The sequence below is a fragment of the Faecalibacterium sp. I2-3-92 genome (genome assembly GCF_023347315.1).
Taxonomy (GTDB): Bacteria; Bacillota; Clostridia; order Oscillospirales; family Ruminococcaceae; genus Faecalibacterium; species Faecalibacterium duncaniae.
In genome coordinates, this window is record NZ_CP094470.1 from 1,292,515 (window position 1) to 1,316,492 (window position 23,978).

The following is a 23,978-nucleotide window of genomic DNA, read 5'->3' on the forward strand; positions in this document are numbered from 1 at the left end:
ACAAAAAAAGACATCCGAAAAGTTCGGATGTCTTTTTGGTTGGGGATGAGAGAATCGAACTCCCACAAGTAGAGTCAGAGTCTACCGCACTACCACTATGCAAATCCCCATCAGCTTGGGTCTGTCTTGCGGGGTGAGCCGCTCAACGTGTGCTATTATACGGAAAAAGCGCCGCTTTGTCAAGCGCTTTTTTGAAATTTTTTGCAGAAATCAGAAAAAAGACGCACTTTCGCAGGAGTTCTTGCGGGCTGCTTGATTCCGTCATCCTTCTCATGCGCTTTGCATATACTGGAAATCAGAAGAAGCAAAGACGCACAAAGAGGAGGAACTGCCATGACCCAGACCACGCAAAAGGAAAAGACCCTGCTTTCGCCCCGCATCCCGCGGGACACCGAACACGAGCGCTACCACCCGGAGCTGGAGGAGGAGCTGAAAGAGTGCCTGTTCTGCCTGCACCGGAACGAGATGATGTTCGACCTTGAGGTGGATACCGACCTCATCGAACAGCACATCTATGAGCGGCAGGCCCTTCTGGCCCGCTACCGGTACTTATTGGGCAAGGCCCGGGAGCTGGGGCTGCATACAATATTGGAAAAGTATCAGCCGGTGGGGTAAGGCTTCGTCTTTGTACAGCCTACAAAATACTGCCCGCAGAAGATGCGACAAAAATCTTGACAGAATCCCTGAACCGTGCTATCCTATATCAAGATAACAATGCGCAGGTGGTTCTGCGTATCAACTATTTGGAGCTAGAGAGGTTTTTAATTATGGAACGTATTAAGACAATCGCTACTCGTGACCTGACCAAGAGCGTTGTGACCGGTGGTTGCGGCGAGTGCCAGACTTCCTGCCAGTCTGCCTGCAAGACTTCCTGCGGCGTGGCTAACCAGAAGTGCGAGAACAGCAACAAGTAATTTCTGCAAATCGGATGCCGCCTTTGCCGGGCGGCATTTTTTTATGTTACAATGGAATGGAGAATAAAATGGTACATCAGTATCAATTGAACGGCTATAACATCGTGCTGGATACCTGCAGCGGCTCGGTGCATGTGGTGGATGAGGTGGCGTATGATGTCATTGCCATGTACCCCGACCACACCGCCGACGAGATCGTTGCCGCCATGATGGCAAAGTACGGCGACCGTGAGGACGTGACCGAGGCCGACCTGCGCCAGTGCATCGATGACGTGGCAAGCCTGAAGGAATCCGGCAAGCTGTGGAGCCCCGATACCTATGAGAACCTCGCGTTCGATTTCAAGAACCGCAACACCGTGGTCAAGGCCCTCTGCCTGCATGTGGCCCACACCTGCAACCTGAACTGCTCCTACTGCTTCGCCTCGCAGGGCCGCTATCAGGGCGAGCGTGCCCTGATGAGCTTTGAGGTGGGCAAGCGTGCAATGGATTTCCTCATTGAGAATTCCGGCAGCCGCCGCAACCTCGAGGTGGACTTCTTCGGCGGCGAGCCTCTGATGAACTTTGATATGGTCAAGAAGCTGGTGGCCTACTGCCGTGAGCAGGAGAAGATCCACAATAAGAACTTCCGCTTCACCATGACCACCAACGGCATGCTCATTGACGATGATGTCATCGACTTCTGCAACAAGGAGTGCCACAACGTGGTCCTGAGCCTGGACGGCCGCAAGGAAGTCCACGACCGCTTCCGCAAGGACTACGCCGGCCATGGCAGCTACGATACCATTGTGCCCAAGTTCCAGGAGTTCGTGAAGAAGCGCGGCGATAAGGGCTATTACATGCGCGGCACCTTTACCCACTACAACACCGACTTCACCAACGATATCTTCCACATGGCAGATCTGGGCTTTACCGAGCTGAGCATGGAGCCCGTGGTCTGCGACCCCAGTGACCCCAGCGCTCTGACCGAGGCAGATCTGCCCATCCTGAAGGAGCAGTATGAGATCCTGGCCAAGGAGATGATCAAGCGGAACCGTGAGGGCCGCGGCTTCACCTTCTACCACTACATGATCGACCTGACCGGCGGCCCCTGCATCTACAAGCGCATTTCGGGCTGCGGCTCCGGCACCGAGTACATGGCTGTGACCCCCTGGGGCGATCTGTATCCCTGCCATCAGTTCGTGGGCGATCCCAAGTACCTGATGGGCGATATCTGGAAGGGTGTCACCAACACGGCAGTCCGGGACGAGTTCAAGCACTGCAACGCCTACGCCCGCAAGGAGTGCCAGGACTGCTGGGCAAAGCTCTACTGCTCCGGCGGCTGTGCAGCCAACTCCTACCACGCAACCGGCAGCATTACCGGCGTGTACGAGTACGGCTGTGAGCTGTTCCGCAAGCGGATGGAGTGCGCTATTATGATCCAGGTGGCACAGAATCAGGAGCTGGCTGCACAGGGCATCGAAGTGCCCATCCAGCTGGGCTCCACCTGTAATGCCTGCGCCGACGGCGAGGCCTGCGAATAAATGACCACCCCCATCGTCGATTTTGTGCGGCAGTACGCCCAGTCCGGCACCGCCCGGCTCCACATGCCGGGGCATAAGGGGCAAAGCCTGCTGGGCTGTGAGCCGTGGGATATCACCGAGATCCGGGGTGCCGATGAGCTCTACGAGGCCGAGGGCATCATCGCGCAGAGCGAGGCCAACGCCACACGGCTGTTCGGCACGGCTCACACCTATTACAGCACAGAGGGTTCTTCCCAGTGCATCCGGGCCATGCTCTGCCTTGCTATGCAGGGAGCGCCCCGCACCGGCAAGCGCCCGGTGCTTCTGGCGGCCCGCAATGCCCACAAAGCCCTGCTCTATGCAGCGGCTCTGCTGGACTTCGACATCCGGTGGCTCTGGCCCGCGCCGGAGGATACCGGTGCGCTGTGCAGCTGCCCGGTAACGGTGCAGGCCCTTTCCGCCGCCCTTGAGGAGCTGGCAGGGCAGGGGAGAACACCCTTCGGCGTTTACCTGACCAGCCCGGATTACTTGGGAGGGATGCAGGACATCGCGGCTCTCTCTGCCGTCTGCGATGCTCACGGCGTGCCCCTGCTGGTGGATAATGCCCACGGGGCCTACCTGCGCTTTCTGCCCGGCGGGAGCCGCCACCCCATCGACCTGGGTGCGGCGGCCTGCTGTGACTCCGGCCACAAGACCCTGCCGGTGCTCACCGGGGGAGCCTACCTGCATCTGGGCCCCAAGGCCCCCGTGCAGGAGGAAAGCACCGTGCGCAACGCACTGGCGCTGTTCGGCTCCACCAGCCCGTCTTATCTGATCCTGCAGTCTCTCGATGCCTGCAACCGGCTGCTTTCCACCGATTACCCGGCACGCCTGCAGGAGTGCTGTGACCGGCTGGCCGCTCTGCGTGCCCGCCTGAACGCGCTGGCTGCCGCACAGGGCACGGCCCTGCCGCTGGCACTGGACGGTCCCGCCCGGGAACCCATGAAGCTGACGCTGGATGCGGCGGCGCTGGGCCTGACCGGGCAGACACTGGCCGATCATCTGCGGCAAAACGGGATGGAGTGCGAATATGCCGACCCCCGCTACCTTGTGCTGATGTTTACCCCGGAAAACCCGGCAGAGGACATGGCCCGGCTGGAGGCGGCTCTGGCAGAACTCTGTGCACGGGGCATCCCCCCGGCAGAACCCCCTGCCGAGCACCGGGAAGCGTTTTGTGCGCTGGCCCGGCAGGCGGAGCCGCGCCTGACCGTGCGGCAGGCCGTGTTTGCCCCGCAGGAGACCATCCCGGCAGGGTCTGCGCTGGGCAGGGTCTGCGCTCTGCCCACTGTGTCCTGCCCGCCCGCCATCCCCATTGTCGTCAGCGGCGAGGTGATCGGCCCGGCGGCGCTGGAGCTTTTCACAGCCTACGGCGTGGAGACGGTCTCGGTGGTGAAACCGGAAAAATTTTGAAAAAATCAGGGCGGATCTGCAAGATTCTGCGGCTCTGAAACGTATTGAAGATAGAACAGAGAACATAACCCCTATTCTATGCGGTAATCTGAGGTGTTCCAATGAAAATTCTTCTTGCATCAGATACATGGTCCCCAATGGTCAACGGTGTGGTGCGCTCGGTGGAGCTGCTGTACCACCAGCTGCTGGCACTGGGCCATGACGTGCGGGTGGTGACCCTTGCCCAGAATGGCCATTCCCATGAGGAAAACGGCATCCTGTATGTGGGCAGCATCAGCGCGGAGCGGGTCTACCCGGGCGTGCGGATCAGTGCGGCGGGCGCTCTGCCCATCTCCCACTGGCTGGACGAGCTGGAAGCCTGGGGCCCGGAGGTCATCCATACGCAAAGCGAGTTTTCTACCTTTATGCTGGCACAGCGGGTGGCCCGCCGGTGCCACTGCCCGGTGGTACATACCTACCATACTGTCTACGAGGATTATACCCAGTACCTTTTCTTCAGTGAGCGTCTGGGCCGGATGACCGCCGAAAAGGCCACCCGCATCCTCTCGGGCTATTGCAGCCTCATGCTGGCCCCTACCGAAAAGGTGCGCGCCATGCTCAACCGCTACGGGGTCAGCTGCCCGGTGGTCACAGTGCCCACCGGCATTGACCTGACCGCCTTTGGCCCGGCGCAGGACAACGGCGAGGAAAAGGCCCGGATGCGGGCAGAGCTGGGCATCCCGGAAGGGGATACCGTCCTGCTCTCGCTGGGCCGTCTGGCTGCCGAGAAGAACCACGCCCAGCTGGTGCGTCTGCTGGCCGCGCAGCCGGAGGAGAACCGCCCGTGGCTGGTGTTTGTGGGCGACGGCCCCGCCCGGCCTGACCTGGAAGCACTGACAAAGGAGCTGAAGCTGACCGACCGTGTCCGCTTTGTGGGCATGGTCAAGCCCGATGAGGTGCCCCGGTGGTACCGCGTGGGCGATATCTTCGTCAGCGCCTCTCAAAGCGAGACCCAGGGCCTGACCTACTTCGAGGGCATGGCCTGTGGTCTGCCGGTGCTCTGCCGTGCGGACCCCTGCCTGGATGGCGTGGTGGAAAACGGCTTCAACGGCTGGCAGTGGAAGGACGAAGCCGAGTTTGCATCGGCACTGAACACCATCATCTCGGACCCCGCCCTGCGCGGGCAGCTGCACCAGAACGCTCTGGCCACCGCGGCCCGCTACTCGGCAGAGCATTTCGCCCAGCAGGTGCTGGATGCTTACCAGCAGGCCATTGCGCTGAAGCAGTACGAGTCTGAACACAAAAGCATCCTCAGCTGGGTGTGATCCCAATCCCAAAAGAATCCAGAAAAAGCAGCAGCGCCCTGTCTCCCGCAATGGGAAACAGGGCGCTGCTTTTTGCGCATCTGTTATTCGATGCCGGTCACCTTGTAATCCTGATCCTCAACAGCCTTCTTCAGGTCTGCGTCGGAAACTTCGGCGTTCAGGGTGACGATGGCGGTACCGGCCTCGTGGCTGACCACGGCCTCGTCCACGGCGGGCAGGGCTTCCAGCGCCTTTTTCACGCGGGCCTCGCAGTGGCCGCACATCATACCTTCAACATGCAGGGTCTTTTTCATGGCATTGTCCTCCTTGACAACGGGAGCCGAAACGGGTTCGGCAGTATTTTCAGCCGCTGCAGGCTGCACGGGGGCAGCGGGCAGGGCGGCAGACTTGGGGTTGCGGTCGTGTTTGGTGCTGTGCAGGTCGAACAGATTCAGCCGTAGGGCATTGCTTACGACACAGAAGCTGGAAAGGCTCATGGCCGCAGCCCCGAACATGGGGTTCAGGGTCAGGCCGAAGGGGATGAACACACCGGCGGCCAGCGGGATGCCGATGATGTTGTAGATGAACGCCCAGAACAGGTTTTCGTGGATGTTGCGCAGGGTGGCGCGGCTCAGCCGGATGGCGGCGGGCACATCGGAGAGCCGGGAGTTCATCAGAACCACATCGGCTGCGTCAATGGCAACATCGGTACCGGCACCGATGGCGATGCCGGTGTCCGCGCGGGTCAGGGCGGGGGCATCGTTGATGCCGTCGCCCACCATGGCCACCTTGCCGCTCTCCTGCAGCCTGCGGATCACGGCCTCTTTGCCGTCGGGCAGAACGCCCGCAATGACCTCGTCCACGCCCGCCTGCCGGCCAATGGCATCGGCGGTGCGCTGGTTGTCGCCGGTCAGCATGACCACCCGGATGCCCATGTTCTGCAGTTCCCGGATGGCGCGGGGGCTGTCCTCCTTGAGGGTGTCCGCCACAGCGATCACGCCCATCAGGCGGCCTGCACCGCCAAAGAAGAGGGGCGTTTTGCCCTCAGCGGCCAGCCGGGCGGCTTCGGCCTGGAGTTCGGCGGATACGGATGCCTTGGTGGCAATGAATTCCGCATTGCCGCCGTAGATCTCCATGCCGTCCAGCCGGGCGGAAAGGCCATTGCCGGGCAGGGCGGCAAAATCAGTCACATCGGGGCAGGCGATGGTCTCGGTCTCGGCATAGGCCAGCACCGCCTTGGCCAGCGGGTGCTCACTCTTCTGCTCCAGCGAGGCCGCCAGCGTCAGCAGCTCACTCTCGGAAACGCCCTCCGCGGGCAGGATGTCAGTGACCCGGGGCTCGCCGCTGGTGATGGTGCCGGTCTTGTCCAGCGCCACGATCTGGGTACGGCCTGCAGCTTCCAGCGAGGCGGCAGTTTTGAACAGGATGCCGTTCCTGGCCCCCAGACCGTTGCCCACCATGATGGCCACAGGCGTTGCCAGACCCAGCGCACAGGGGCAGCTGATGACCAGCACCGAGATGCCCCGGGCCAGCGCGTAGCCGAACTCCCGGCCCAGCAGCAGCCAGACAAGGGTGGTCAGCACCGAAATGGAGATGACCGCAGGCACGAAGAAGCCGGAAACGGTATCGGCGATCTTGGCAATGGGGGCCTTGGTGGCGGCGGCATCGCTGACCATCCGGATGATCTGGGCCAGCGTGGTATCCTCGCCCACACGGGTGGCTTCGCACTTCAGGAAACCGGACTGGTTGGTGGTGGCGGCACTGACCTTGTCTCCCGCAGCCTTGTCCACCGGGATGCTCTCGCCGGTCAGGGCGCTCTCATTCACGGCGCTGGAACCTTCCAGCACAAGGCCGTCCACCGGGATGTTCTCACCGGGGCGCACCACAAAGAGGTCGTCCTTTTTCACCTGTGCAATGGGCACGGTCACTTCAGCCCCCTCCCGCAGCAGGGTGGCGGTCTGGGGGGCCAGCTTCATCAGGCTCTTGAGCGCGTCGGTGGTCTTGCCCTTGGAGCGGGCCTCCAGCATCTTGCCCACGGTGATCAGGGTCAGGATCATGGCGGCAGATTCAAAGTAAAGCTCCATCATGTAGTGCATGACGAGCGCGTCGTTGCCGTCCACCTGAGCGCGGGTCATGGCGAACAGGGCGTAGGTGCTCCAGAGAAAGCTGGCCGAGGAACCCAGCGCCACCAGTGTATCCATGTTGGGGGCGCGGTGGAGCAGGCCCTTGAAGCCGCTAATGAAGAACTTCTGGTTGATGACCATTACGATGCCCGCCAGCAGCAGCTGGACCAGACCCATGGCAACGTGGTTGCCGTCGAACCAGTGGGGGAGCGGCCAGCCCCACATCATGTGGCCCATCGAAAAATACATCAGCACCGCCAGAAAGACCAGTGATGCGATGAGCCGTTTCTTCAGTCTGGGTGTTTCGTGGTCAGCCAGTGCATCCAGCTCGGCGCTGGGGGTCTCGGCGGCAGCAGCCTTGGGGCTTGCGCCGTAGCCCGCCTCCTGCACTGCCTTGACGATGGCCGAGGCGCTGGCGGTGCCCTCCACTCCCATGGAGTTGGTCAGCAGGCTCACCGAGCAGCTGGTCACGCCGGGCACAGCTTTTACGGCCTTTTCCACCCGGGCAGAGCAGGCCGCGCAGCTCATGCCCGTAACAGTATACTGTTCCATTGTTTCCCTCCGATAAAAAACGCTGCGTGAACGGCATCAAACGAGCTTGTTCAGGATCCACAAAAACTCCTGCAGCTTCTCCTCACCGCCGTTTTTCAGGTCCTCAGCCACGCAGGTACTCAGGTGCTGGTCGATCAGCTCCCGGGTAAAACCGTTCAGGGCGCTTCTGGCGGCGGCGGCCTGCACCAGAATATCCGTGCAGTACACATCCTTTTCCACCATGCTCCGGATGCCCCGGATCTGGCCCTCGATGCGGTTCAGTCGGGTGATGAGGTGCTTGTACTCCTCCTCGGTGCGCTGCTTGTGGCGGCAGCCGCAGCCGGTGCTTCCCTCAGCCGGGGCACAGCAGGGCTCTTCTGCCGGGGTGGGGGAGCAGTGGGGGCAGCTTCCCTCCGGGATCTTGTTCACATCACTCATGTCTATTCTCCTTTCATTACCCCTTGGGGGTATTTTGTTCCATAGCTGCATTATAGCACGGTGGTCCTGTTTCTGCAAGTAGGGCTGGGGGGTATTATTGTGAATTTTTTATGAATACGGAAGATAGAACAAAAGGCTCTGCGCCCCAAACGGGGAACAGAGCCTTTGAAGCATCCAAAACGATCAGTAGGCGAATCTGCGCATAAAGGCAAGGTCGCTTGCGGCGCGGGCGGGCACAGCTTCCTCCCGCAGCACGGGCAGGGAAGCCTGCGGCATCTGCCGCAGCATCTCAAAGCCGCCGGCGTAGTCCACGCAGGAATCCTCCAGGCTGGTGGAATAGAGTGTTCCATCCGGCTGGAAGTTCTGGCCCTTGAAGTGGACCGCCGTGATCTTGTCACCGTACCAGCTGCCCACTTTGTCCCAGATGCGGCGCTGTGCATCCACAGACGCAGCCTCCGGGCCCACATAGTTGGCAAAATCGCAGATGACGCGCAGGTTGGGGCTTGCCATGGTGTCCAGCACCATCCGTACCGCCTCGGGGGTATTCATGGCATGGTAGTAGACGCACTCCACGGCAAAGAGCACTCCCTGCTCCTCGCAGGCGGGCAGGATCTCACCCAGACTGCGCAGGAGCGCTTCCTGCGCCTCTCTCCGGGTCACACCGGGCTGTTTGGCCATGTTGGCGGTCTCGCTGCCCATGCAGCCTGCACCCAGCGCCCTGGCAACAGGGATCTGGCTCAGCACCTTTGCCACCTCGGCACGGCGCTTGTCCTCGTCGGCATAGCTCAGCTCCACATAGGTGCCGTCCACGGCAATGCCCACGCCGGATGCTGCCGCAGCCGCTCTTGCCCGCTCCACCAGCGCAGGAGTCACATCGGCATAGCTCTTTACGCCTTCCACCGCCTTGGTAAAGGCCAGCTGGGTGCAGGCAAAGCCTGCCTGCCCGATGGAGGAAAAGAGGGTCTCGGGGTCATGGCGGCCAAAATCGTGGCCGCGCGCACCAAGAATGAATTCAGGCATCCTCCACCTCCATCAGCCGAACACACGGGCGGCAAAGAGATTCAGCTCCTTGCCCCACCAGTACCAGTCGTGGGAGACATCGCTGCCCCACACTTCCAGATGCACGGGCAGGCAGCAGTCGGTCAGTGCATCGGCCATGGCCTGGGTGTCCACCAGCGCGTCGCCCTCGTAGCTGCCCTGACCGGCACAGAGGAGAAGGGCATTCTCCTCAGCCTTTGCCAGCAGCTTTTTGTCCACAAGGCCGTCCTCTGCCAGATAGGCCAGGGGGGCATTGCGCAGGACCAGGTCATCTGCTGCATTGCCCAGGAAACGGCGCACATCGTACAGGCCGGAAAGGCCGATGGCACCCGCGAACACCTCGGGGCGGCGCAGGCGGCAGTTCACTGCCTGATACGCGCCGGTGTCCACGCCCACCGCCCAGAGCAGGGTGTCCTTTTTGGCACCGTTCAGGGTCAGGATGCGGGGAGCCAGCTCGCTTGTCAGGTAATTGAAATACTTTTCCTGCATCTCGGCCCGGCGGCGGGGAGCCGTGTCCCCGGCCAGCAGGCTCTCGGCATCGATGCTGTCGGCGCAGAACAGCTGCACCTTGCCCTCATTCAGCAGCGGGGCAATGGCATCGGGCATCCCGTTGTTTTCCCAGTCGTAAAAGCGGCCGCCCCGCGCGGGCAGAGCCAGCACCGGCGTACCGGCATGGCCATAGACCTTGAACTCCATGTCGCGGCCCAGCATCCGGCTCCATTCCTTATAATACGTCCCTTGGATCATGGCAGCATCCTCCTGTTGTCACACAAATTGATTGCGCTGGGGGTCATAGGCGTACCCCACAGCGGAAAGCCTGGCACACAGCGCGGCCTTGTCCTCATCCAGATCCTCGCACAGCGCGTCCAGAGTGGGGTAGAAGTCCCGCAGCTTCAGGTTGATCATGCTCAGCAGCATAATCGGGTCATTTGGCAGAGCCATCGTCGATCCCTCCAGAAGATAACAAAAAAGCCGGCCACTCGACAAAGTGACCGGCAGATGCAGCTACTTAGACAGCGCGGGTAACCTTGCCAGCGCGCAGGCAGCGAGAGCATGCGTAGATATACTTGGGAGAGCCTTCCACGACCGCCTTGACACGACGGACATTCGGCTTCCAGGTACGGTTGGAACGGCGATGAGAGTGGGAAACCTTGATACCAAAGGTAACACCCTTGCCGCAGCATTCACACTTAGCCATGGTACTTGCACCTCCTACAGTGAAGTATGGAATTCAAAATAATCAGCTTGACTATTTTACCAGAGATGCGGAGAAAAAGCAAGAGCAAATTTGATTTTTCCGCAACTTTTTTCTTGCAGGGTCAAACCCTTGCCCCAAAAGCGAAAAAATAGTACAATAGAATAAAATCCAACCGAGGGAGAAACGAATGACCGCACAAGGAATGTATTATCTCATCCGGGCACTGGTGACCCTGATCGCCATCCCGTTCCATGAGGCAGGCCACGCGCTGGCCGCCTGGCTGCTGGGCGACCCCACCGCAAAGCGGGAGGGCCGCATCAGCCTGAACCCGTTCCGCCACTTTGACCTCGTGGGCACCCTCTGCATGATCTTTGCCGGGGTGGGCTGGGCAAAGCCTGTTTCCACCGACCCCCGCAATTTCAAAAACCCCAAGTGGGGCATGGCCCTCACCGCGCTGGCAGGCCCGGCGGCCAATCTGCTGCTGGCCTACCTCGGCATGGTGGCGTGGAAGATCCTGTATTATTGGGCCCCTACCACCATGATCACGATTTTCGCAGCCCGCTTCCTCCAATACTTAGTGATGATGGATGTGGGCCTTGCGGTGTTCAACCTCATTCCCATCCCGCCGCTGGACGGCAGCCGCATCCTGCTGGTGGTGCTTCCCCAGCGCATCTACTTTCAGATCATGCGGTACGAGCGCGTCATCTTCGTCATCCTGCTGGCGGCTGTCTGGGCCGGTGTGCTGGATGGCGTGCTGGGCACCTTCAATGATGTGGTCTGGGATCTGCTGGATCTCGGCACCGGCTACATCGACCAGATCGCCTATTCTGCGTATTATGCAGCCATCGGGACGGTGATCTGAGTGGCAGAAGAACTGACCTTTCGTCTGGAGGATTTTGAGGGCCCGCTGGAGCTGCTGCTCACGCTGGTGCAGAAGCACAAGATGGACCTGCACAACATCCCCATTCTGGAGCTCATCGACCAGTACACCCGCGCGGTGGAATCGGCCGAGAGCACCGACCCTGAAATTTCCAGTGCCTTTATCGAGATGGCCGCCCACCTGGTGGAGATGAAGAGCTATCTGCTGCTGCCCCGCAGTGAAGAGGGCGAGCGGATGAAGCAGGAGCTCACCGGCCAGCTCATTGAATATGACCAGTGCCGCCGGATGGCCGCCCGTCTGCGGGAGCGGGGAGAGGTATATACCGTGTTCGTGCGCACCCCGGCCCGGCTGGAATGGGACAACACCTATGATCTCTTCCATTCGCCGCAGGTGCTGGCAGACTGCTGGCAGGCCCTGATGGGGCGCACCACCGTCCGCAAAATGCCCACCCAGCAGCAGTTCGAGCCGCTGGTGTCGGCCCCGCAGGTCTCGGTGAGCAGCCGGGTTGTCTACATCCTGCGCCAGCTCATTGCAGGCGGTGCAAAAAAGATGGACCAGCTGTTTTCCCGCCGCCAGACCCGGGGGGCCAACGTGGCCACCTTTCTGGCGCTGCTGGAGCTGGTGCGCGGCGGCCGTGTGACGCTTGGCCCGGAGGGCGAGCTGAAGATGCGCCGGGGCCGCATTGACCGCACAAAGGAGGAGCAATGAATCAGAAACAAATTCGTGCCGCAGTGGAAGCGATGCTCTTTGCCTACGCGGAGCCCATCGGGGCCGACAAGCTGGCCCAGGCGCTGCAGCTGCCCACCGCCAGCGTGGAATCTGCGCTGGAAGCACTGCACGAGCGCTGCCAGAAAGAGGACAGCGGCCTGTGCCTGCTCCACCTGAACACCCATTGGCAGCTGGCCACCAAGACGGAATTTGCGGAGTGCGTCCGCCGTGTGCTGGACACCCGCCGCTCCATCCCGCTGGGCCCGGCGGCCATGGAGACCCTGACCGTCATCGCCTACAACCAGCCTGTCTCCCGCGCCTTCATCGAGCAGGTGCGCGGCGTGGATTCCTCCTCCAGTGTGTCGGGCCTGCTGGAAAAGGGGCTCATTGAAGAAGCAGGCCGTCTCGACCTGCCCGGCAGACCCGTGGCCTTCCGCACCACGGACGTGTTCCTGCGGTGCTTCGGCCTGTCCAGTCTGGAAGATCTGCCCCCGGTGCGGGGCACGGAAAGTGAGGCGGCCCAATGAGTGTCCTGTGGAGTATTCTCGCTGGTATCGGTACGGTGCTGCTGTTCCTCTTAAAAGGAGTGGGCATCCTGCTGCTGGTGGTGCTGGTGTTGGGTCTGCTGCTCATGTTCTGCCCCTTCTGCGCCGATGTGCAGTGGGCGGAGGGCATCTTTCAGGTAAAGGCCGGTGCACTGGGCATCACCTTCCCGGTGTTCCGGTATCCCGCGCCGGAAAAGCCGGAGAAAAAGAAGAAAGAAAAAAAGAAGAAAGCGTCCGGCGGGCAGAAGCCCAAAAAGGAAGCCCCGCCCCGCCAGAAGGCGAAGCTGACCCTGCAGATCGTCTGCACTATCTTAAAAGGGGCGGGAAAGCTCACCCGGGCCATCATCGGCTCCCTGCGCTTCACCCGGATCGATGTTGTCCTCGGTGTCCGGGGCGAAGACCCCGCCGAGGCTGCCCGCAGCTATGGCAGGCTGAACGCCTGGCTCTACCCGACGCTGGGTTTCCTGGACCGGTTCCTCTATCTGGACTTCGAGCAGCTCCGGCTCCTGCCGGATTTCGGCAGCGCCGAGCCTACCGTAAAGGATCACGTCTCCTTCCGGGTCACGGCCCGGGCCTATGCCGTCGTTTTCACGCTTCTGCGCGTTCTGTATGCGTTCTGGCGCGAAAAGGTACTGGACGTTTTTATCTAGCTCGGGTATAATATTTTTGTATGGTGCGTCCGCGTCCCGGCCCGTACAGGGCAGGGAAGTGGTTCCGTGGGGGCGGTGTTCCGCTCCCCGATATAGAAAGTAAGGAGGCCGAATTTATGGCTGAGCATCCCATTCAAAACCTGATGAACGTTACGATGGACAAGATCCGTCAGATGGTGGATTCCAACACCATCGTCGGCAAGCCCATCACCACCGATGACGGCACCACCATCCTGCCGGTGTCCAAGGTGAGCTTCGGCTTTGCCTCTGCCGGCACCGATTTCGACGGCAAGAACGCCGCCAACAAGGATCTGTTCGGCGGCGGCTCCGGCGCGGGTGTCAATATCCAGCCCGTGGCATTCCTGGTGGTCAAGGACGGCTGCGTCCGCACCATCCAGCTCTCTGACGGAAACAATACCGTGGACCGCGCCCTGACCATGATCCCCGAACTGGTGGAAAAGGTCAGTGCACTCATTAAAAAGGACGAGCCTGCTGCGCCCAAAAGCGGGCAGTAACGGCCAGCGGGCAGCTTTCCCTCGCAAGTGAAACGGGCCATTCCATCGCCCGCCCTACTGCCTGCGGCAGCAGGGTCCCACCCCAGCGGACACTTGCTCAGGAAACTGCCCGCCGTCCTCCGAACATCGCCGTAACTGCAAGCTTCCAACTTGCAGTTTTTTCAGCGCATGCTCCGGCGTGCGCTTTTGAGCGCCGGGAGGCGCACAAGGAGTTTTATTATGGCAGAAGAACGTATTCAGAAGATCATGGCCGAGCAGGGCCTGTGCTCCCGCCGCGCGGCCGAGCAGATCATTGCCGAGGGCCGTGTCAAGGTCAACGGCCACCCCGTCAAGGTGGGCGACAAGATGGACCCCAACCGGGATGTGCTGCATGTGGATGACGAGCGCATCTACATCCAGAAGAACCAGCAGCTCTACTATCTGGCCCTGTACAAGCCCCGCGGCTATGTGACCACCGCCAGCGATGAGCTGGGCCGCAAGACCGTTATGGAGCTGGTCAGCGATATCCCCGCCCGCCTGTACCCGGTGGGCCGCCTGGACAAAGACAGCGAGGGCCTGCTGCTGATGACCAACGACGGTGCCTTTGCACAGGCTGTCACCCATCCGTCGGGCGGCATCTCCAAGCTGTACCGTGTCACCGTGCAGCCCCGGGCCGATGAGAGCCAGATCCTGAAAATGAGCTCCGGCGTTGTTCTGGACGATGGCACCAAGACCATGCCCTGCGCCATCAACGTCGTCACCGATGAGCCTGGCCGCACCGTGATGGAGATGACCCTGAAAGAGGGCAAGAACCGCGAGATCCGCCGCATGTGCGAGGCCGTTGGTCTGGAGGTCGTCCGCCTGAAGCGCAACGCCGAGGGTGTGGTCAAGCTGGGAATGCTTAAGCCCGGCACCTATCGTGAACTGACCAAGGCAGAGGTCAACGGTCTGCGTGCCGCCGCCGCCAAGGGCCGCGCCCAGACCCGCAGCGCATCGCTGCAGTCCAAGGCTGCCGCCCGCCGTCCCAAGGGCCCTGTGGGCAGCGGCAATGCCCCCGCAAAACGGAGAAAGTGATCGTTTTTTCAGCTTTCACGGCGCAAAAACCGTCTGATCCTGGAAAAGATTGTGAAATTTTTCCGCAAAATGGGCCTTTCAGCCCTTGTGAACGCTCTCAAAATAAGGTATAATGATACTAATTTTGAAAGCTCAAAATAAAAAGCTCAAAATAGAAAAGCAGGAGGTCTTACCATGGCTTCAAAGAGTAACAAAGGAGAAATCCTCGCCAAGTTTTTCGATGACGGGGAGTATACCGCACTGTTTGCGGACGGCGCAGTGAGTGCTGCCTGCGGCTATGCGGCTGGTCAGCAGGCTTATGCTGTTTACCAGAACGGCGAGGCTGTCTCTGTCAAGGACGTTGAGAAGAACATCAAGGTCCTGGAGATGGCTGCTCAGACCGGCTGCCCGGTGGTCACGTTCTACAACTCTGTCGGCGCTAAGCTGGCTGAGGGTCTGGACGTTCTGACCGCCAGCGTCAAGCTGAACGCCACCATCGCCAAGGTTTCCGGTGTCATCCCCCAGATCGCAGTCGTCACCGGCGTGTGCGGCGGCACCAGCGCACTGAGTGCTGCCAATGCTGACGTGTGCGTCATGGCTGAGGATGCAGAGCTGTTCTTCACCGCTCCGTTCACCTCCGCCGCCAAGGGCGACAAGGTCCCCGGCGCAGGCACTGCCGAGGCTGCTGCCAAGGCTGGTGTGGCTGCCATTGTGGCTGCCAACGCTGAGGAAGCTGCCGAGAAGGCTGCCCACATCGTGGGTCTGCTGCCCGCCAACAACCTGACCGGTCCCGCCATCTTCGAGTTCGAGCAGCCCACCAGCGTTCTGAGCGCCGGTGCTGCTCCCGAGAAAGCTGCCGCTGCCCTGATCGACAAGGACAGCGCTGTGGAGCTGTACGCAGGCTTCGGCAAGCACGTCTACACCGCATTCGCAACCATCGGCGGCAACGCTGTGGGTATTGTGGCCACCGGCGAGACCCTGTGCCACAACTGCGTGGCCAAGGCTTCCCGCTTTGTCCGCCTGTGCGATGCTTTCAGCGTGCCCGTGCTGACCATCGTCAACACCAACGGCTTTGCACCCAGCGCTACCGATGACATCGCAGGCGGCATCCGTGAGGCTGCCCGTCTGGCTGCTACCTATGCCGATGCTACCACCGCCAAGGTGGCTCTGCTGTCCGGCAAGGCTGTGGGCCCTGTCTACACCGCTCTGGCCAACGCTGATCTGAAGATCGCCGTCAACGGCTGCACCGTCAGCGCTCTGGAGCCCAACGCTGCCGTCTCCGTCCTGTACAAGGCCGAGATCGACGCTTCCGACAACATCATTGCCGCCACCAACGCCAAGGCTGCCCAGTACACCGCTGAGGTGTGCAGCGCTGCCAACGCCGTTGCCGCAGGTGCCGCTGATATGACCTGCGACGCTGCCAACGCCCGTGCAAGCGTGGTCGCCGCCTTTGAGCTGCTGAGCACCAAGCGTGCCGCACGTCTGCCCAAGAAGCACGGCAACATGGCTCTGTAAGCGGTTCCGGAACGTAAACCGTACATCGAATCCATACATTGATTTTGTTCAGGAGGATCCTTCCATGAAGTACTACAATATTACCGTCAATGGCGTTGCTTACAGCGTTTCCGTTGAGGAGACCGCCGCAGGCGCTGCTCCCGTTGCAGCTCCCGCTGCTCCCGCCGCACCCAAGGCTCCGGCTGCTCCTGCTGCCGCTCCCAAGGCTGCTGCTCCCGCCGGTGCTGTCGGTGCCGTTACCGTCAAGGCTCCCATGCCCGGCAACATCCTGGATGTCAAGGTCGCAGCCGGTGCTTCCGTCAAGGCCGGTGACGTGCTGGTCATCCTCGAGGCCATGAAGATGGAGAACGAGATCGTTGCTCCTCAGGATGGCACTGTGGCCTCCGTCAACGTCAACAAGGGCGACACCGTCAACTCCGGTGACGTTCTGGTTTCCATGAACTGAGAACTGAGGAAGAGGTGACAACCATGGCCAAAAAGCCGATCAAGATTACGGAAGTCGTCCTGCGTGATGCTCACCAGTCTCTGCTGGCCACCCGTATGACGATGGATGAGATGCGTCCCATCCTGCCCGAAATGGATAAGATCCCTTACTTCTCTGTCGAGTGCTGGGGCGGCGCTACCTTTGATAGCTGCATCCGCTTCCTCGATGAGGACCCCTGGGAGCGTCTGCGCATCCTGCGCAAGGAGCTGCCCCACCAGAAGCTGCAGATGCTGTTCCGCGGCCAGAACATGCTGGGCTACCGCCCCTACGCCGATGATGCTGTCGAGTACTTTGTGCAGAAGTCTGTTGCAAACGGCATCGATGTCATCCGCATCTTCGACGCACTGAACGATCCCCGCAACCTGCAGACCGCCATCAAGTCTGCCAACAAGGAAGGCGCACATGTTCAGGGCTGCATCAGCTACACCCTGAGCCCCGTGCACAACAACGAGTACTACGTCAAGTATGCCAAGACCCTGGAGGAGATGGGCGCAAACTCCATCTGCATCAAGGACATGGCTGGCCTGCTGACTCCCTACACCTGCTACGATCTGGTCAAGGAGCTGAAGAACACCCTGTCCATCCCGGTCGATATCCACAGCCACTACACTGCCGGTCTGGCTTCCATGTCCCTGCTGAAGGGCATTGAGGCAGGTGCCGACATTGTTGATACCGCCATGAGCCCCCTGAGCGGCGGCACCAGCCACATGGCCACCGAAAGTCTGGTCGCTGCCCTGCAGGGCACCGATTACGACACCGGCCTGGATCTGAAGCAGCTGAACGTTGTCCGCGCTTACTTTGCAAAGCTGCGCGAGAAGTACATCGCCAACGGCCAGATCAGCCCCAAGAGCCTGGGCGTGGATGCCAACACCCTGCTGTATCAGGTGCCCGGCGGCATGTTCTCCAACATGCTCAAGCAGCTGAAGGATGCAGGCAAGGAAGATAAGCTGGACGAAGTGCTGGCTGAGATCCCCCGCGTTCGTGAGGACGCAGGCTATCCTCCGCTGGTCACCCCCACCAGCCAGATCGTTGGCACGCAGGCTGTGTTCAACGTCATCCTGGGCGAGCGCTACAAGATGGTCACCAAGGAGTTCAAGGGCCTGGTCCACGGCGATTACGGCAAGACTCCCGCTCCCATCAGCCCCGAGTTCACCAAGAAGATCCTGGGCGATGAGCAGCCCATCACCTGCCGCTTTGCCGACACCCTGGCTCCCGAGATGGACAAGCTGAAGGCTGAGGCCGCCAAGTGGGCAACGCAGGAAGAGGATGTTCTGACCTACGCAATGTTCCCGCAGGTCGCACCCAAGTTTTTCGAGAAGCGCAATGCCAAGAAGCAGGGCGTGGACGCTGACCACGCTGATTACACCAATCAGTCTCACCCTGTCTAAATCATAATACCAGAAGGGGCTGCTGCACCGTTTGATGCAGCAGCCCCTTCTTTTTGTTTGTGCTCCCGCAGGTCTCAGTTGTTCTTGCCATTCTCAGCCTTCATGGCGTTGTAGCCGATCAGCACGGTCCAGACATAGGCGCAGGTCTTGGGGATCATCAGCATACCGATCAGGGGGTTGACATCTGCCCACAGCACCACCGGGATATAGAAGCCGAAGCTCAGCACGATGGTCAGCCACATCCAGCGGAAAGCCTGATCCTTGTGTTCCCTGGCACTGTGGTAGAACAGCACGATGATCAGCAGGCCCAGCAGTGCAAAGGGAATGTTGCGCAGGATGCCCCAGGTCAGCGGGGTGTGGTTGGTCAGCCACTGGTTCTGCGGCATCATGCACAGCACGATGCGCACAGCGGAAAGGACATACACGGCAATGGTCAGATCCTTCTGGCCCTCGATCTGGTAGCGCTTGCGCCAGACGTAGTACAGCAGTACATAGAACACGGTCATGGTCACGGAGGTGATCCACTTGCCCAGGCCCAGAGGCACAGCGTAGTTTTCCAGGCCGGTGGTGCACAGTGCCAGTGCACGGGGCACCAGATGGAAGAAGTCACCTGCGCCCAGCACCACGGCCATCAGGCCGAACAGGCGGAACTGGGTGTTGTCCTTGCTGCCGCGGATCATGCGGATGCCCAAGGTCAGCACGGTGACCAGATAGAAGATGTCGAAAACGGTCTCAATGATTGCTCTCATAAGAATGTTGCTCCTTTACGGTTGGTTTGCTGCTCTATCGCGATCCGGTCAGCGGCTGCCGGCCGGACTGCATCGTTGTGATGTGCAGGCTGCCGTGGGTGGAATGCTGGGTTCACTCAATGTGAACGCTGTTCACTTTTGGCCGTAAAAAACTCCCACAAGACTGTGGGATGTTTTTTACACTTCATAAATGGTCCTGCGGATGATCTCCAATACCGCTGTGGGGTCAAAATCCTGCTGCACCACGGCAGAAAGCATGAGGGAGAACAGGATGCCCGCAAATTTCTGGCGGGTGAACTCCTCAGTAAATGCGTCTGGCCGGATCTTTTTGTCCCTGGTCAGCACCATGGTCAGCGCATCCAGGATGTGCTGCCAGGTCTGGCGCATCTGCTGCTTGCCATCGGCGGTATCCTGCCGCACAAAGCCGAGCGCGTGGTGGGTGAAGAAGCCGGGGTATTGCTCAGAGCCGTACTCCATCTGCCGGTACATCCAGCGGATGCAGGAGAGGGTGTCCTCAAACACCGCCGGGTCGTCCGGGTGGCGGAAGATATCGCTCCAGATGCTTTCCACCGCCGTGCTCACCAGATCGGTCTTGGAACCGAAGTAGTTGTAGATGCACCCCACGGATACCCCGCAGGCTGCTGCCACTGCACGGATGTTGACCGCTTCCCATCCATTCTGCTGGATGAGGACCCGGCTCGTTTTCAGGATCTCCTCCTTGGACGTTGCCATCGGATTCGTGTGACCACCTCCTCAACATGAACGCTGTTCACAATGCATAGTATAGCGCTGTTCCTGCCCCTTGTCAAGGGGGTAAAATAGATTTTTTTCGCCGCATTGCTTGCAAAAAAAGGGGCGGCAGAGTAAAATATATAGTATATGTATCGTAACATGGGTCTGTGTGCCCCAAAGCGGATACATATACGAAGAATGTCCGCAGAAAACCCTTTGGAATACGAGGAAAAAAGCATGATTTTGAGCATGACCGGTTTTGGCCGGGGAACTGCTGTGCGCAATGGCCGTGAGATCACGGTGGAGCTGCGCAGCGTCAATTCCCGGTACTTTGAGTATTCTTCCCGGATGCCCCGCACCTGCAGCTATCTGGACAGCCGCCTGAAAAAGCAGCTGAACGAGCGGGTGACCCGCGGCAAGGTAGAACTGAGCCTGACGGTGCAGACCGTGGATGCCGCCGATACCGTGGTGGCTGTGAATCAGGAGCTGGCCAAGAGCTACCAGCAGGCCCTGCGGGACCTGTCTGAGACGCTGGAGGTCAAGAACGATGTGACCGCCGGGATGATCGCCCGCTTTCCCGATGTGCTGACCACCCGCCACGCCGATGTGGATGAGGAGCAGCTGTGGGAGGATGTCTCCGCTGTCACCGCCCAGGCACTGGACCGCTTTGTGGAGATGCGCGCCGCTGAGGGTGCCAAGATGAAGGCTGACGTGGAGAACCGCCTGTGTTTTCTGGAAGAATGCGTGGGCCGGGTGGAGACCCTGAGCGCCGGCCGGGTGGAGAACTACACCAACCGCCTGTACGAAAAGCTCAAGGTCATTCTGGAGGACCGGAACATCGATGATGCCCGTGTCCTGACCGAGGCCGCCATCTTTGGCGACAAGACCGCCGTGGATGAGGAGACCGTCCGCCTGCGCAGCCACATCGCCCAGTACCGCTCCATTCTGGAGCTGGACGAGCCCGTGGGCCGCAAGCTGGATTTCCTGACCCAGGAGCTGAACCGTGAGACCAATACCATTGGTTCCAAGTGTCAGGATCTGGATATCACCCGCATCGTAGTGGATATGAAGGCGGAGATCGAGAAGATCCGTGAGCAGATCCAGAATCTGGAGTAAACCCTGAGATTCAGATGGTTCGGAGGAAAAGATGAAACTGATCAACATCGGCTTTGGCAATCTGGTCAGCGCGGGCCGGGTGGTGGCTGTGGTCAGCCCCGATTCTGCCCCGGTCAAGCGTTTGGTCAAGGAAGCGCGGGAGCGGGGGATGCTCATTGATGCGTCCTATGGCCGCAGCACCCGCGCCGTCCTCATCATGGACTCCGACCACGTTGTCCTTTCAGCCCTTCAGCCCGAAACGGTAGCCAGCCGTGCCGCCGGTCAGGCCGAGGGCAAAACAGTGACAGAAGAGGAGCAGTAAGACCATGGAAAATGAAAAATATCTGTTTGTCGTTTCCGGTGCCGCCGGTACCGGAAAGGACAGTGTGGTCAGCGCTTTGCGCAAGGCCCACCCCGAGATCGAAAAAACGGTTTCTGCAACCACCCGTTCCCCCCGCCCCGGGGAGCAGGAAGGGGTAGACTACTACTACCGCACCAAGGAGCAGTTCCAGCAGCTCATCGATCAGGATGAGGTCGTGGAGCACAACTTCTTCAACGGCAACTACTACGGCACCCTGAAGGAAGAGGTCAACAAGCGGCTGAACGCGGGCAAGCTGGTGGTCATGGTCATCGATGTGCATGGCGCGGCCAATATCCGCCGCATGTATCCCGGTGCCACCACCATCTTCCTGCTGCCCCCCTCCACCCAGGAGCTGGAGCGCCGCCTGCGCGGCCGCGGCACCGAGACCGAGGAGAGCATCCGGGAGCGCCTGGAGATCGCCCGCAATGAGCTGGCCCAGCAGGATAAATTCACCCTCAAGCTGGTCAACGACGAGGTGGATGCCTGTGCCGCCAGGCTCTATGATGTTATCTGCCAGCGTGCGGGCCTGACCCGCTAAATCGCTTTGAAGGAGCTGCCTGAATGCCCAAAACGGTAGGCGTTGCAGTGAGCAACGCGACCTTTCATTTCGACAAACTCTATACCTATGCCGTCATGCCCGACCAGCAGGATACCGTCCGGCTGGGCAGCATGGTGCTGGTGCCCTTCGGGCGGGGGAGCCGTGCCCGGATGGGCGTGGTGCTGGCCTGCGATGCCGAACCGGAGAGCGCAAGGCTCAAGTTCCTGTTCGATGTGGCCCCGGCCTCTGCCTGCCTCACCCCGGAGCTGTTGCGGCTGGTGCACTTTTTGAAGGAGCGCACCTTCTGCACCTACTACGAGGCCGTCAAGGCGGTCATCCCCTACGGCGCGCAGTACAAGCCCACCGTGGCGGAGGACGGCGTGACCCCGGTGCTTCAAAAGCAGCTCGTCCGCCACACGGAAAATGCCTACAAGCTGGTGGGCACGCTGCCCCCAAAGCCCAGGCCGACCGCCAAGCAGCTGGCCGCAGTGGCCCTGCTGGCCGGGGGAGAGCGCACCCTGTCTGCATTGGAGGAAAAGGGCATCAGCCGGGCGGTGCTGGACAACCTCTGCGCCAAGGGCGTGCTGGAATGCAGCAAGGTGAACAAATCCATCGACCTGTATTCTTCCATCCCGCTGAAGAACGAGCCCATCCTTCTCACGGAGGAGCAGCAGGCCGCCTATGACGCGCTGCTGCCCGGGCTGGAGGATGCAGCCCCGCACTCGGCCTTGCTCTACGGCGTGACCGGCAGCGGCAAAACGCTGGTGTTCCTGAAGCTCATCGAGCACTGCCTGCAGATGGGCCGCCGGGCGCTGGTGCTGGTGCCTGAGATCAGCCTGACCCCTCAGATGATCCTGCGGCTGAAAAGCCAATTTGGCAAGCGGGTGGCCGTGCAGCATTCCGCCCTCAACCACACCGAGCGCCTGCTCCAATGGCAGATGATCCAGGACGGCGGCGCGGATATCGTGGTGGGCACCCGCAGCGCAATCTTCTCCCCGCTGGAAAACATCGGCCTTGTCATCATTGATGAGGAGCAGGAGCACACCTACCGCTCCGAATCCGCGCCCCGCTACTCGGCCCACGAGGTGGCCCGGCAGCGCGCGGCGGAGAACGGGGCCCTGCTCCTGCTGGCCAGCGCCACCCCCAGCACCGAGAGCTATTATGCCGCCCAGCATGGCCGCACCCAGCTGGTGCGCCTGACCAAACGCTATGGCGGCAACCCGCTGCCCAAAGTCCAGATCGTGGATATGCGGGCCGAGCTTGCCTCCGGCAACCCCCGGGAGATCAGCCTTGCCATGGAGGATGCCATCCGGCACAACCTTGAGGCAGGCAAGCAGACCATTCTGCTGCTCAACCGCCGGGGTTACCAGACCGTGGCCCAGTGCGAGGACTGCCGCGAGGTGCTCAAGTGCCAGAAGTGCAGCGTGCCCATGGTCTACCACAAATCGGCCCACAAGCTGCTCTGCCATTACTGCGGCAGCCAGCTGGACCCGCCCCCTGCCAGATGCCCCGCCTGCGGCGGAAAACTGCAGTACCGGGGCTTTGGCACCCAGAAGGCCGAGGAGGAGCTGGCAAAGCTCTTTCCGGAGGCCCGCATCCTGCGGATGGATCAGGATACCACCGCCGCCAAGGATGCCCACGAAAAGCTGCTGGCAAAGTTTGCCCGGCATGAATATGACATCATGGTGGGTACCCAGATGGTGGCCAAGGGGCTGGATTTCGAGGATGTGACGCTGGTGGGCGTGCTGGGCATCGATTCGCTCCTGTTCGCCCAGGGCTTCCGGGCTTATGAGACCGTGTTCAGCCTCGTCACGCAGGTGGTGGGCCGGAGCGGCCGGGCAAAAGACCCCGGCTTTGCCATCATCCAGACCACCGACCCGGACAACCCGGTGCTCAACCTTGCCGCCGCGCAGGACTACGACGCGTTCTTCGAGCAGGAGATCGCCTACCGGAAGCTGGGGCTTTATCCGCCCTTCTGCGGGCTCTGCGTTGTGGGCTTTGCCGGGCCAAAGGAGAGCGAGGTGGCCCGGGCTTCCGCCCGCTTTGCGGCCCTGCTGGGCCGACAGGCGGCCAAACAGCCCGACCTGCCCCTGCGGGTGCTGGGTCCCACCCCCGGCAGCATTGAAAAGATCAACGATTCCTACCGCTATAAACTCACCGTCAAGTGCCGCAACGACCGCCGTTTCCGGGACCTCATCCGGGAAACGCTGACCCTCTACGAGCAGGAAAAACTGCCCGGCAAGGCCACTGTTGTGGTCGATCTGCACTCGGACGGGGATATCTGATACAACACAACAAATTTTGGAGGTACCA

26 protein-coding genes and 1 tRNA gene are annotated in these 23,978 nt (G+C 60.8%); 18 read left to right on the top strand and 9 right to left on the bottom strand.

The features are described 5' to 3' along the window. Positions 1–36 precede the first annotated feature (36 nt). A tRNA-Gln gene (locus tag MTP42_RS06310) sits at positions 37–110 on the bottom strand. Positions 111–333: 223 nt separating this feature from the next. Between MTP42_RS06310 and MTP42_RS06315 the strand changes: the two genes are divergently transcribed. From MTP42_RS06315 to MTP42_RS06335, 5 genes are all read left to right on the top strand, one after another. Next, entirely contained in the window at positions 334–615 is a 282-nt protein-coding gene (locus tag MTP42_RS06315) for a DUF2508 family protein (protein ID WP_005932624.1), read from the top strand. 152 nt (positions 616–767) lie between these two features. After that, complete coding sequence (gene scfA, locus MTP42_RS06320) at positions 768–914, top strand: six-cysteine ranthipeptide SCIFF (protein ID WP_015563834.1); 147 nt, start codon at positions 768–770, stop codon at positions 912–914. A gap of 68 nt (positions 915–982) precedes the next feature. Then, positions 983–2,434, top strand: coding sequence for a thioether cross-link-forming SCIFF peptide maturase (scfB, locus tag MTP42_RS06325; protein ID WP_181966812.1), 1,452 nt, complete (start codon positions 983–985; stop codon positions 2,432–2,434). Then, on the top strand, positions 2,435–3,862 hold the full coding sequence (locus tag MTP42_RS06330; RefSeq protein ID WP_249258208.1) for an amino acid decarboxylase: 1,428 nt from the start codon (positions 2,435–2,437) through the stop codon (positions 3,860–3,862). Between the two features lie 101 nt (positions 3,863–3,963). Next, positions 3,964–5,166, top strand: coding sequence for a glycosyltransferase family 4 protein (locus MTP42_RS06335; protein ID WP_156061315.1), 1,203 nt, complete (start codon positions 3,964–3,966; stop codon positions 5,164–5,166). Between the two features lie 83 nt (positions 5,167–5,249). Here MTP42_RS06335 and MTP42_RS06340 read toward each other — a convergent pair whose 3' ends face one another. The 6 genes from MTP42_RS06340 to rpmB all read right to left on the bottom strand — a co-directional run bounded on the left by MTP42_RS06340 (position 5,250) and on the right by rpmB (position 10,473). Then, positions 5,250–7,820 (bottom strand): heavy metal translocating P-type ATPase, encoded by a 2,571-nt coding sequence (locus tag MTP42_RS06340; protein WP_249258209.1) that lies wholly within the window; start codon positions 7,818–7,820, stop codon positions 5,250–5,252. 36 nt (positions 7,821–7,856) lie between these two features. Continuing rightward, complete coding sequence (locus tag MTP42_RS06345; RefSeq protein ID WP_243135677.1) at positions 7,857–8,237, bottom strand: metal-sensing transcriptional repressor; 381 nt, start codon at positions 8,235–8,237, stop codon at positions 7,857–7,859. 183 nt (positions 8,238–8,420) lie between these two features. Continuing rightward, a complete protein-coding gene (locus MTP42_RS06350; RefSeq protein WP_249258210.1) occupies positions 8,421–9,257 on the bottom strand; it encodes a sugar phosphate isomerase/epimerase family protein in 837 nt (278 codons plus the stop codon). A gap of 12 nt (positions 9,258–9,269) precedes the next feature. Next, positions 9,270–10,022: an esterase family protein gene (locus MTP42_RS06355; RefSeq protein ID WP_249258211.1), complete on the bottom strand. Its 753-nt coding sequence runs from the start codon at positions 10,020–10,022 to the stop codon at positions 9,270–9,272. Between the two features lie 18 nt (positions 10,023–10,040). Next, a complete protein-coding gene (locus tag MTP42_RS06360) occupies positions 10,041–10,217 on the bottom strand; it encodes a DUF4250 domain-containing protein (RefSeq protein ID WP_005932644.1) in 177 nt (58 codons plus the stop codon). A 67-nt stretch (positions 10,218–10,284) separates the two neighbouring features. Next, the gene (gene rpmB, locus MTP42_RS06365; RefSeq protein WP_005932647.1) at positions 10,285–10,473 is read right to left on the bottom strand and encodes a 50S ribosomal protein L28; all 189 of its coding nucleotides are present in this window, start codon (positions 10,471–10,473) and stop codon (positions 10,285–10,287) included. Positions 10,474–10,660: 187 nt separating this feature from the next. Between rpmB and MTP42_RS06370 the strand changes: the two genes are divergently transcribed. The 9 genes from MTP42_RS06370 to MTP42_RS06410 all read left to right on the top strand — a co-directional run bounded on the left by MTP42_RS06370 (position 10,661) and on the right by MTP42_RS06410 (position 18,190). Next, on the top strand, positions 10,661–11,335 hold the full coding sequence (locus tag MTP42_RS06370) for a site-2 protease family protein (RefSeq protein WP_097770771.1): 675 nt from the start codon (positions 10,661–10,663) through the stop codon (positions 11,333–11,335). After that, positions 11,336–12,061 (top strand): segregation and condensation protein A, encoded by a 726-nt coding sequence (locus tag MTP42_RS06375; protein WP_249258212.1) that lies wholly within the window; start codon positions 11,336–11,338, stop codon positions 12,059–12,061. It begins immediately after the preceding gene. Beyond that, a complete protein-coding gene (gene scpB, locus MTP42_RS06380; RefSeq protein ID WP_005932660.1) occupies positions 12,058–12,588 on the top strand; it encodes an SMC-Scp complex subunit ScpB in 531 nt (176 codons plus the stop codon). The genes MTP42_RS06375 and scpB overlap by 4 nt, the downstream gene beginning before the upstream one ends. Continuing rightward, a complete protein-coding gene (locus MTP42_RS06385) occupies positions 12,585–13,256 on the top strand; it encodes a DUF2953 domain-containing protein (RefSeq protein ID WP_249258213.1) in 672 nt (223 codons plus the stop codon). Before scpB ends, MTP42_RS06385 begins: the two co-directional genes overlap by 4 nt. Before the next feature lie 116 nt (positions 13,257–13,372). Beyond that, positions 13,373–13,771 (top strand): GerW family sporulation protein, encoded by a 399-nt coding sequence (gene ytfJ, locus MTP42_RS06390; protein ID WP_156061309.1) that lies wholly within the window; start codon positions 13,373–13,375, stop codon positions 13,769–13,771. A gap of 219 nt (positions 13,772–13,990) precedes the next feature. After that, complete coding sequence (locus MTP42_RS06395; RefSeq protein ID WP_097770775.1) at positions 13,991–14,824, top strand: pseudouridine synthase; 834 nt, start codon at positions 13,991–13,993, stop codon at positions 14,822–14,824. Between the two features lie 174 nt (positions 14,825–14,998). Continuing rightward, the gene (locus tag MTP42_RS06400) at positions 14,999–16,318 is read left to right on the top strand and encodes a carboxyl transferase domain-containing protein (protein ID WP_249258214.1); all 1,320 of its coding nucleotides are present in this window, start codon (positions 14,999–15,001) and stop codon (positions 16,316–16,318) included. A 64-nt stretch (positions 16,319–16,382) separates the two neighbouring features. Beyond that, positions 16,383–16,763, top strand: coding sequence for a biotin/lipoyl-containing protein (locus MTP42_RS06405; protein ID WP_249258215.1), 381 nt, complete (start codon positions 16,383–16,385; stop codon positions 16,761–16,763). A gap of 23 nt (positions 16,764–16,786) precedes the next feature. Beyond that, positions 16,787–18,190 carry an oxaloacetate decarboxylase subunit alpha gene (locus MTP42_RS06410; protein WP_005932672.1) on the top strand — a complete coding sequence of 468 codons (1,404 nt, stop codon included), beginning with the start codon at positions 16,787–16,789 and terminating at the stop codon, positions 18,188–18,190. Positions 18,191–18,264: 74 nt separating this feature from the next. Here MTP42_RS06410 and MTP42_RS06415 read toward each other — a convergent pair whose 3' ends face one another. Together MTP42_RS06415 and MTP42_RS06420 are read right to left on the bottom strand one after the other, a co-directional pair. Further along, positions 18,265–18,939, bottom strand: a complete 675-nt coding sequence (locus tag MTP42_RS06415; RefSeq protein ID WP_249258216.1) for a hypothetical protein — start codon at positions 18,937–18,939, stop codon at positions 18,265–18,267. A 177-nt stretch (positions 18,940–19,116) separates the two neighbouring features. After that, positions 19,117–19,671, bottom strand: a complete 555-nt coding sequence (locus tag MTP42_RS06420) for a TetR/AcrR family transcriptional regulator (protein ID WP_249258217.1) — start codon at positions 19,669–19,671, stop codon at positions 19,117–19,119. Positions 19,672–19,908: 237 nt separating this feature from the next. On the opposite strand from MTP42_RS06420, the gene MTP42_RS06425 reads away from it, so the two are divergent. Genes MTP42_RS06425 through priA form a run of 4 tightly spaced genes read left to right on the top strand, consistent with a single transcriptional unit; the run spans position 19,909 to position 23,950 of the window. Further along, positions 19,909–20,787, top strand: a complete 879-nt coding sequence (locus tag MTP42_RS06425) for a YicC/YloC family endoribonuclease (RefSeq protein ID WP_249258304.1) — start codon at positions 19,909–19,911, stop codon at positions 20,785–20,787. Positions 20,788–20,818: 31 nt separating this feature from the next. Continuing rightward, positions 20,819–21,088, top strand: a complete 270-nt coding sequence (locus MTP42_RS06430; protein WP_005932684.1) for a DUF370 domain-containing protein — start codon at positions 20,819–20,821, stop codon at positions 21,086–21,088. A gap of 4 nt (positions 21,089–21,092) precedes the next feature. Beyond that, a complete protein-coding gene (gene gmk / locus MTP42_RS06435; protein ID WP_005932687.1) occupies positions 21,093–21,665 on the top strand; it encodes a guanylate kinase in 573 nt (190 codons plus the stop codon). 23 nt (positions 21,666–21,688) lie between these two features. After that, positions 21,689–23,950: a replication restart helicase PriA gene (gene priA / locus MTP42_RS06440; RefSeq protein WP_249258218.1), complete on the top strand. Its 2,262-nt coding sequence runs from the start codon at positions 21,689–21,691 to the stop codon at positions 23,948–23,950. Positions 23,951–23,978 lie beyond the last annotated feature (28 nt).

Bases quoted from the DNA above. Each gene is read 5' to 3' on its own strand.
- MTP42_RS06315 (WP_005932624.1), top strand. From the start codon at position 334: ATGACCCAGACCACGCAAAAGGAAAAGACCCTGCTTTCGCCCCGCATC.
- scfA (WP_015563834.1), top strand. From the start codon at position 768: ATGGAACGTATTAAGACAATCGCTACTCGTGACCTGACCAAGAGCGTT.
- scfB (WP_181966812.1), top strand. From the start codon at position 983: ATGGTACATCAGTATCAATTGAACGGCTATAACATCGTGCTGGATACC.
- MTP42_RS06330 (WP_249258208.1), top strand. From the start codon at position 2,435: ATGACCACCCCCATCGTCGATTTTGTGCGGCAGTACGCCCAGTCCGGC.
- MTP42_RS06335 (WP_156061315.1), top strand. From the start codon at position 3,964: ATGAAAATTCTTCTTGCATCAGATACATGGTCCCCAATGGTCAACGGT.
- MTP42_RS06340 (WP_249258209.1), bottom strand. From the start codon at position 7,820: ATGGAACAGTATACTGTTACGGGCATGAGCTGCGCGGCCTGCTCTGCC.
- MTP42_RS06345 (WP_243135677.1), bottom strand. From the start codon at position 8,237: ATGAGTGATGTGAACAAGATCCCGGAGGGAAGCTGCCCCCACTGCTCC.
- MTP42_RS06350 (WP_249258210.1), bottom strand. From the start codon at position 9,257: ATGCCTGAATTCATTCTTGGTGCGCGCGGCCACGATTTTGGCCGCCAT.
- MTP42_RS06355 (WP_249258211.1), bottom strand. From the start codon at position 10,022: ATGATCCAAGGGACGTATTATAAGGAATGGAGCCGGATGCTGGGCCGC.
- MTP42_RS06360 (WP_005932644.1), bottom strand. From the start codon at position 10,217: ATGGCTCTGCCAAATGACCCGATTATGCTGCTGAGCATGATCAACCTG.
- rpmB (WP_005932647.1), bottom strand. From the start codon at position 10,473: ATGGCTAAGTGTGAATGCTGCGGCAAGGGTGTTACCTTTGGTATCAAG.
- MTP42_RS06370 (WP_097770771.1), top strand. From the start codon at position 10,661: ATGACCGCACAAGGAATGTATTATCTCATCCGGGCACTGGTGACCCTG.
- scpB (WP_005932660.1), top strand. From the start codon at position 12,058: ATGAATCAGAAACAAATTCGTGCCGCAGTGGAAGCGATGCTCTTTGCC.
- MTP42_RS06385 (WP_249258213.1), top strand. From the start codon at position 12,585: ATGAGTGTCCTGTGGAGTATTCTCGCTGGTATCGGTACGGTGCTGCTG.
- ytfJ (WP_156061309.1), top strand. From the start codon at position 13,373: ATGGCTGAGCATCCCATTCAAAACCTGATGAACGTTACGATGGACAAG.
- MTP42_RS06395 (WP_097770775.1), top strand. From the start codon at position 13,991: ATGGCAGAAGAACGTATTCAGAAGATCATGGCCGAGCAGGGCCTGTGC.
- MTP42_RS06400 (WP_249258214.1), top strand. From the start codon at position 14,999: ATGGCTTCAAAGAGTAACAAAGGAGAAATCCTCGCCAAGTTTTTCGAT.
- MTP42_RS06405 (WP_249258215.1), top strand. From the start codon at position 16,383: ATGAAGTACTACAATATTACCGTCAATGGCGTTGCTTACAGCGTTTCC.
- MTP42_RS06410 (WP_005932672.1), top strand. From the start codon at position 16,787: ATGGCCAAAAAGCCGATCAAGATTACGGAAGTCGTCCTGCGTGATGCT.
- MTP42_RS06415 (WP_249258216.1), bottom strand. From the start codon at position 18,939: ATGAGAGCAATCATTGAGACCGTTTTCGACATCTTCTATCTGGTCACC.
- MTP42_RS06420 (WP_249258217.1), bottom strand. From the start codon at position 19,671: ATGGCAACGTCCAAGGAGGAGATCCTGAAAACGAGCCGGGTCCTCATC.
- MTP42_RS06425 (WP_249258304.1), top strand. From the start codon at position 19,909: ATGATTTTGAGCATGACCGGTTTTGGCCGGGGAACTGCTGTGCGCAAT.
- MTP42_RS06430 (WP_005932684.1), top strand. From the start codon at position 20,819: ATGAAACTGATCAACATCGGCTTTGGCAATCTGGTCAGCGCGGGCCGG.
- gmk (WP_005932687.1), top strand. From the start codon at position 21,093: ATGGAAAATGAAAAATATCTGTTTGTCGTTTCCGGTGCCGCCGGTACC.
- priA (WP_249258218.1), top strand. From the start codon at position 21,689: ATGCCCAAAACGGTAGGCGTTGCAGTGAGCAACGCGACCTTTCATTTC.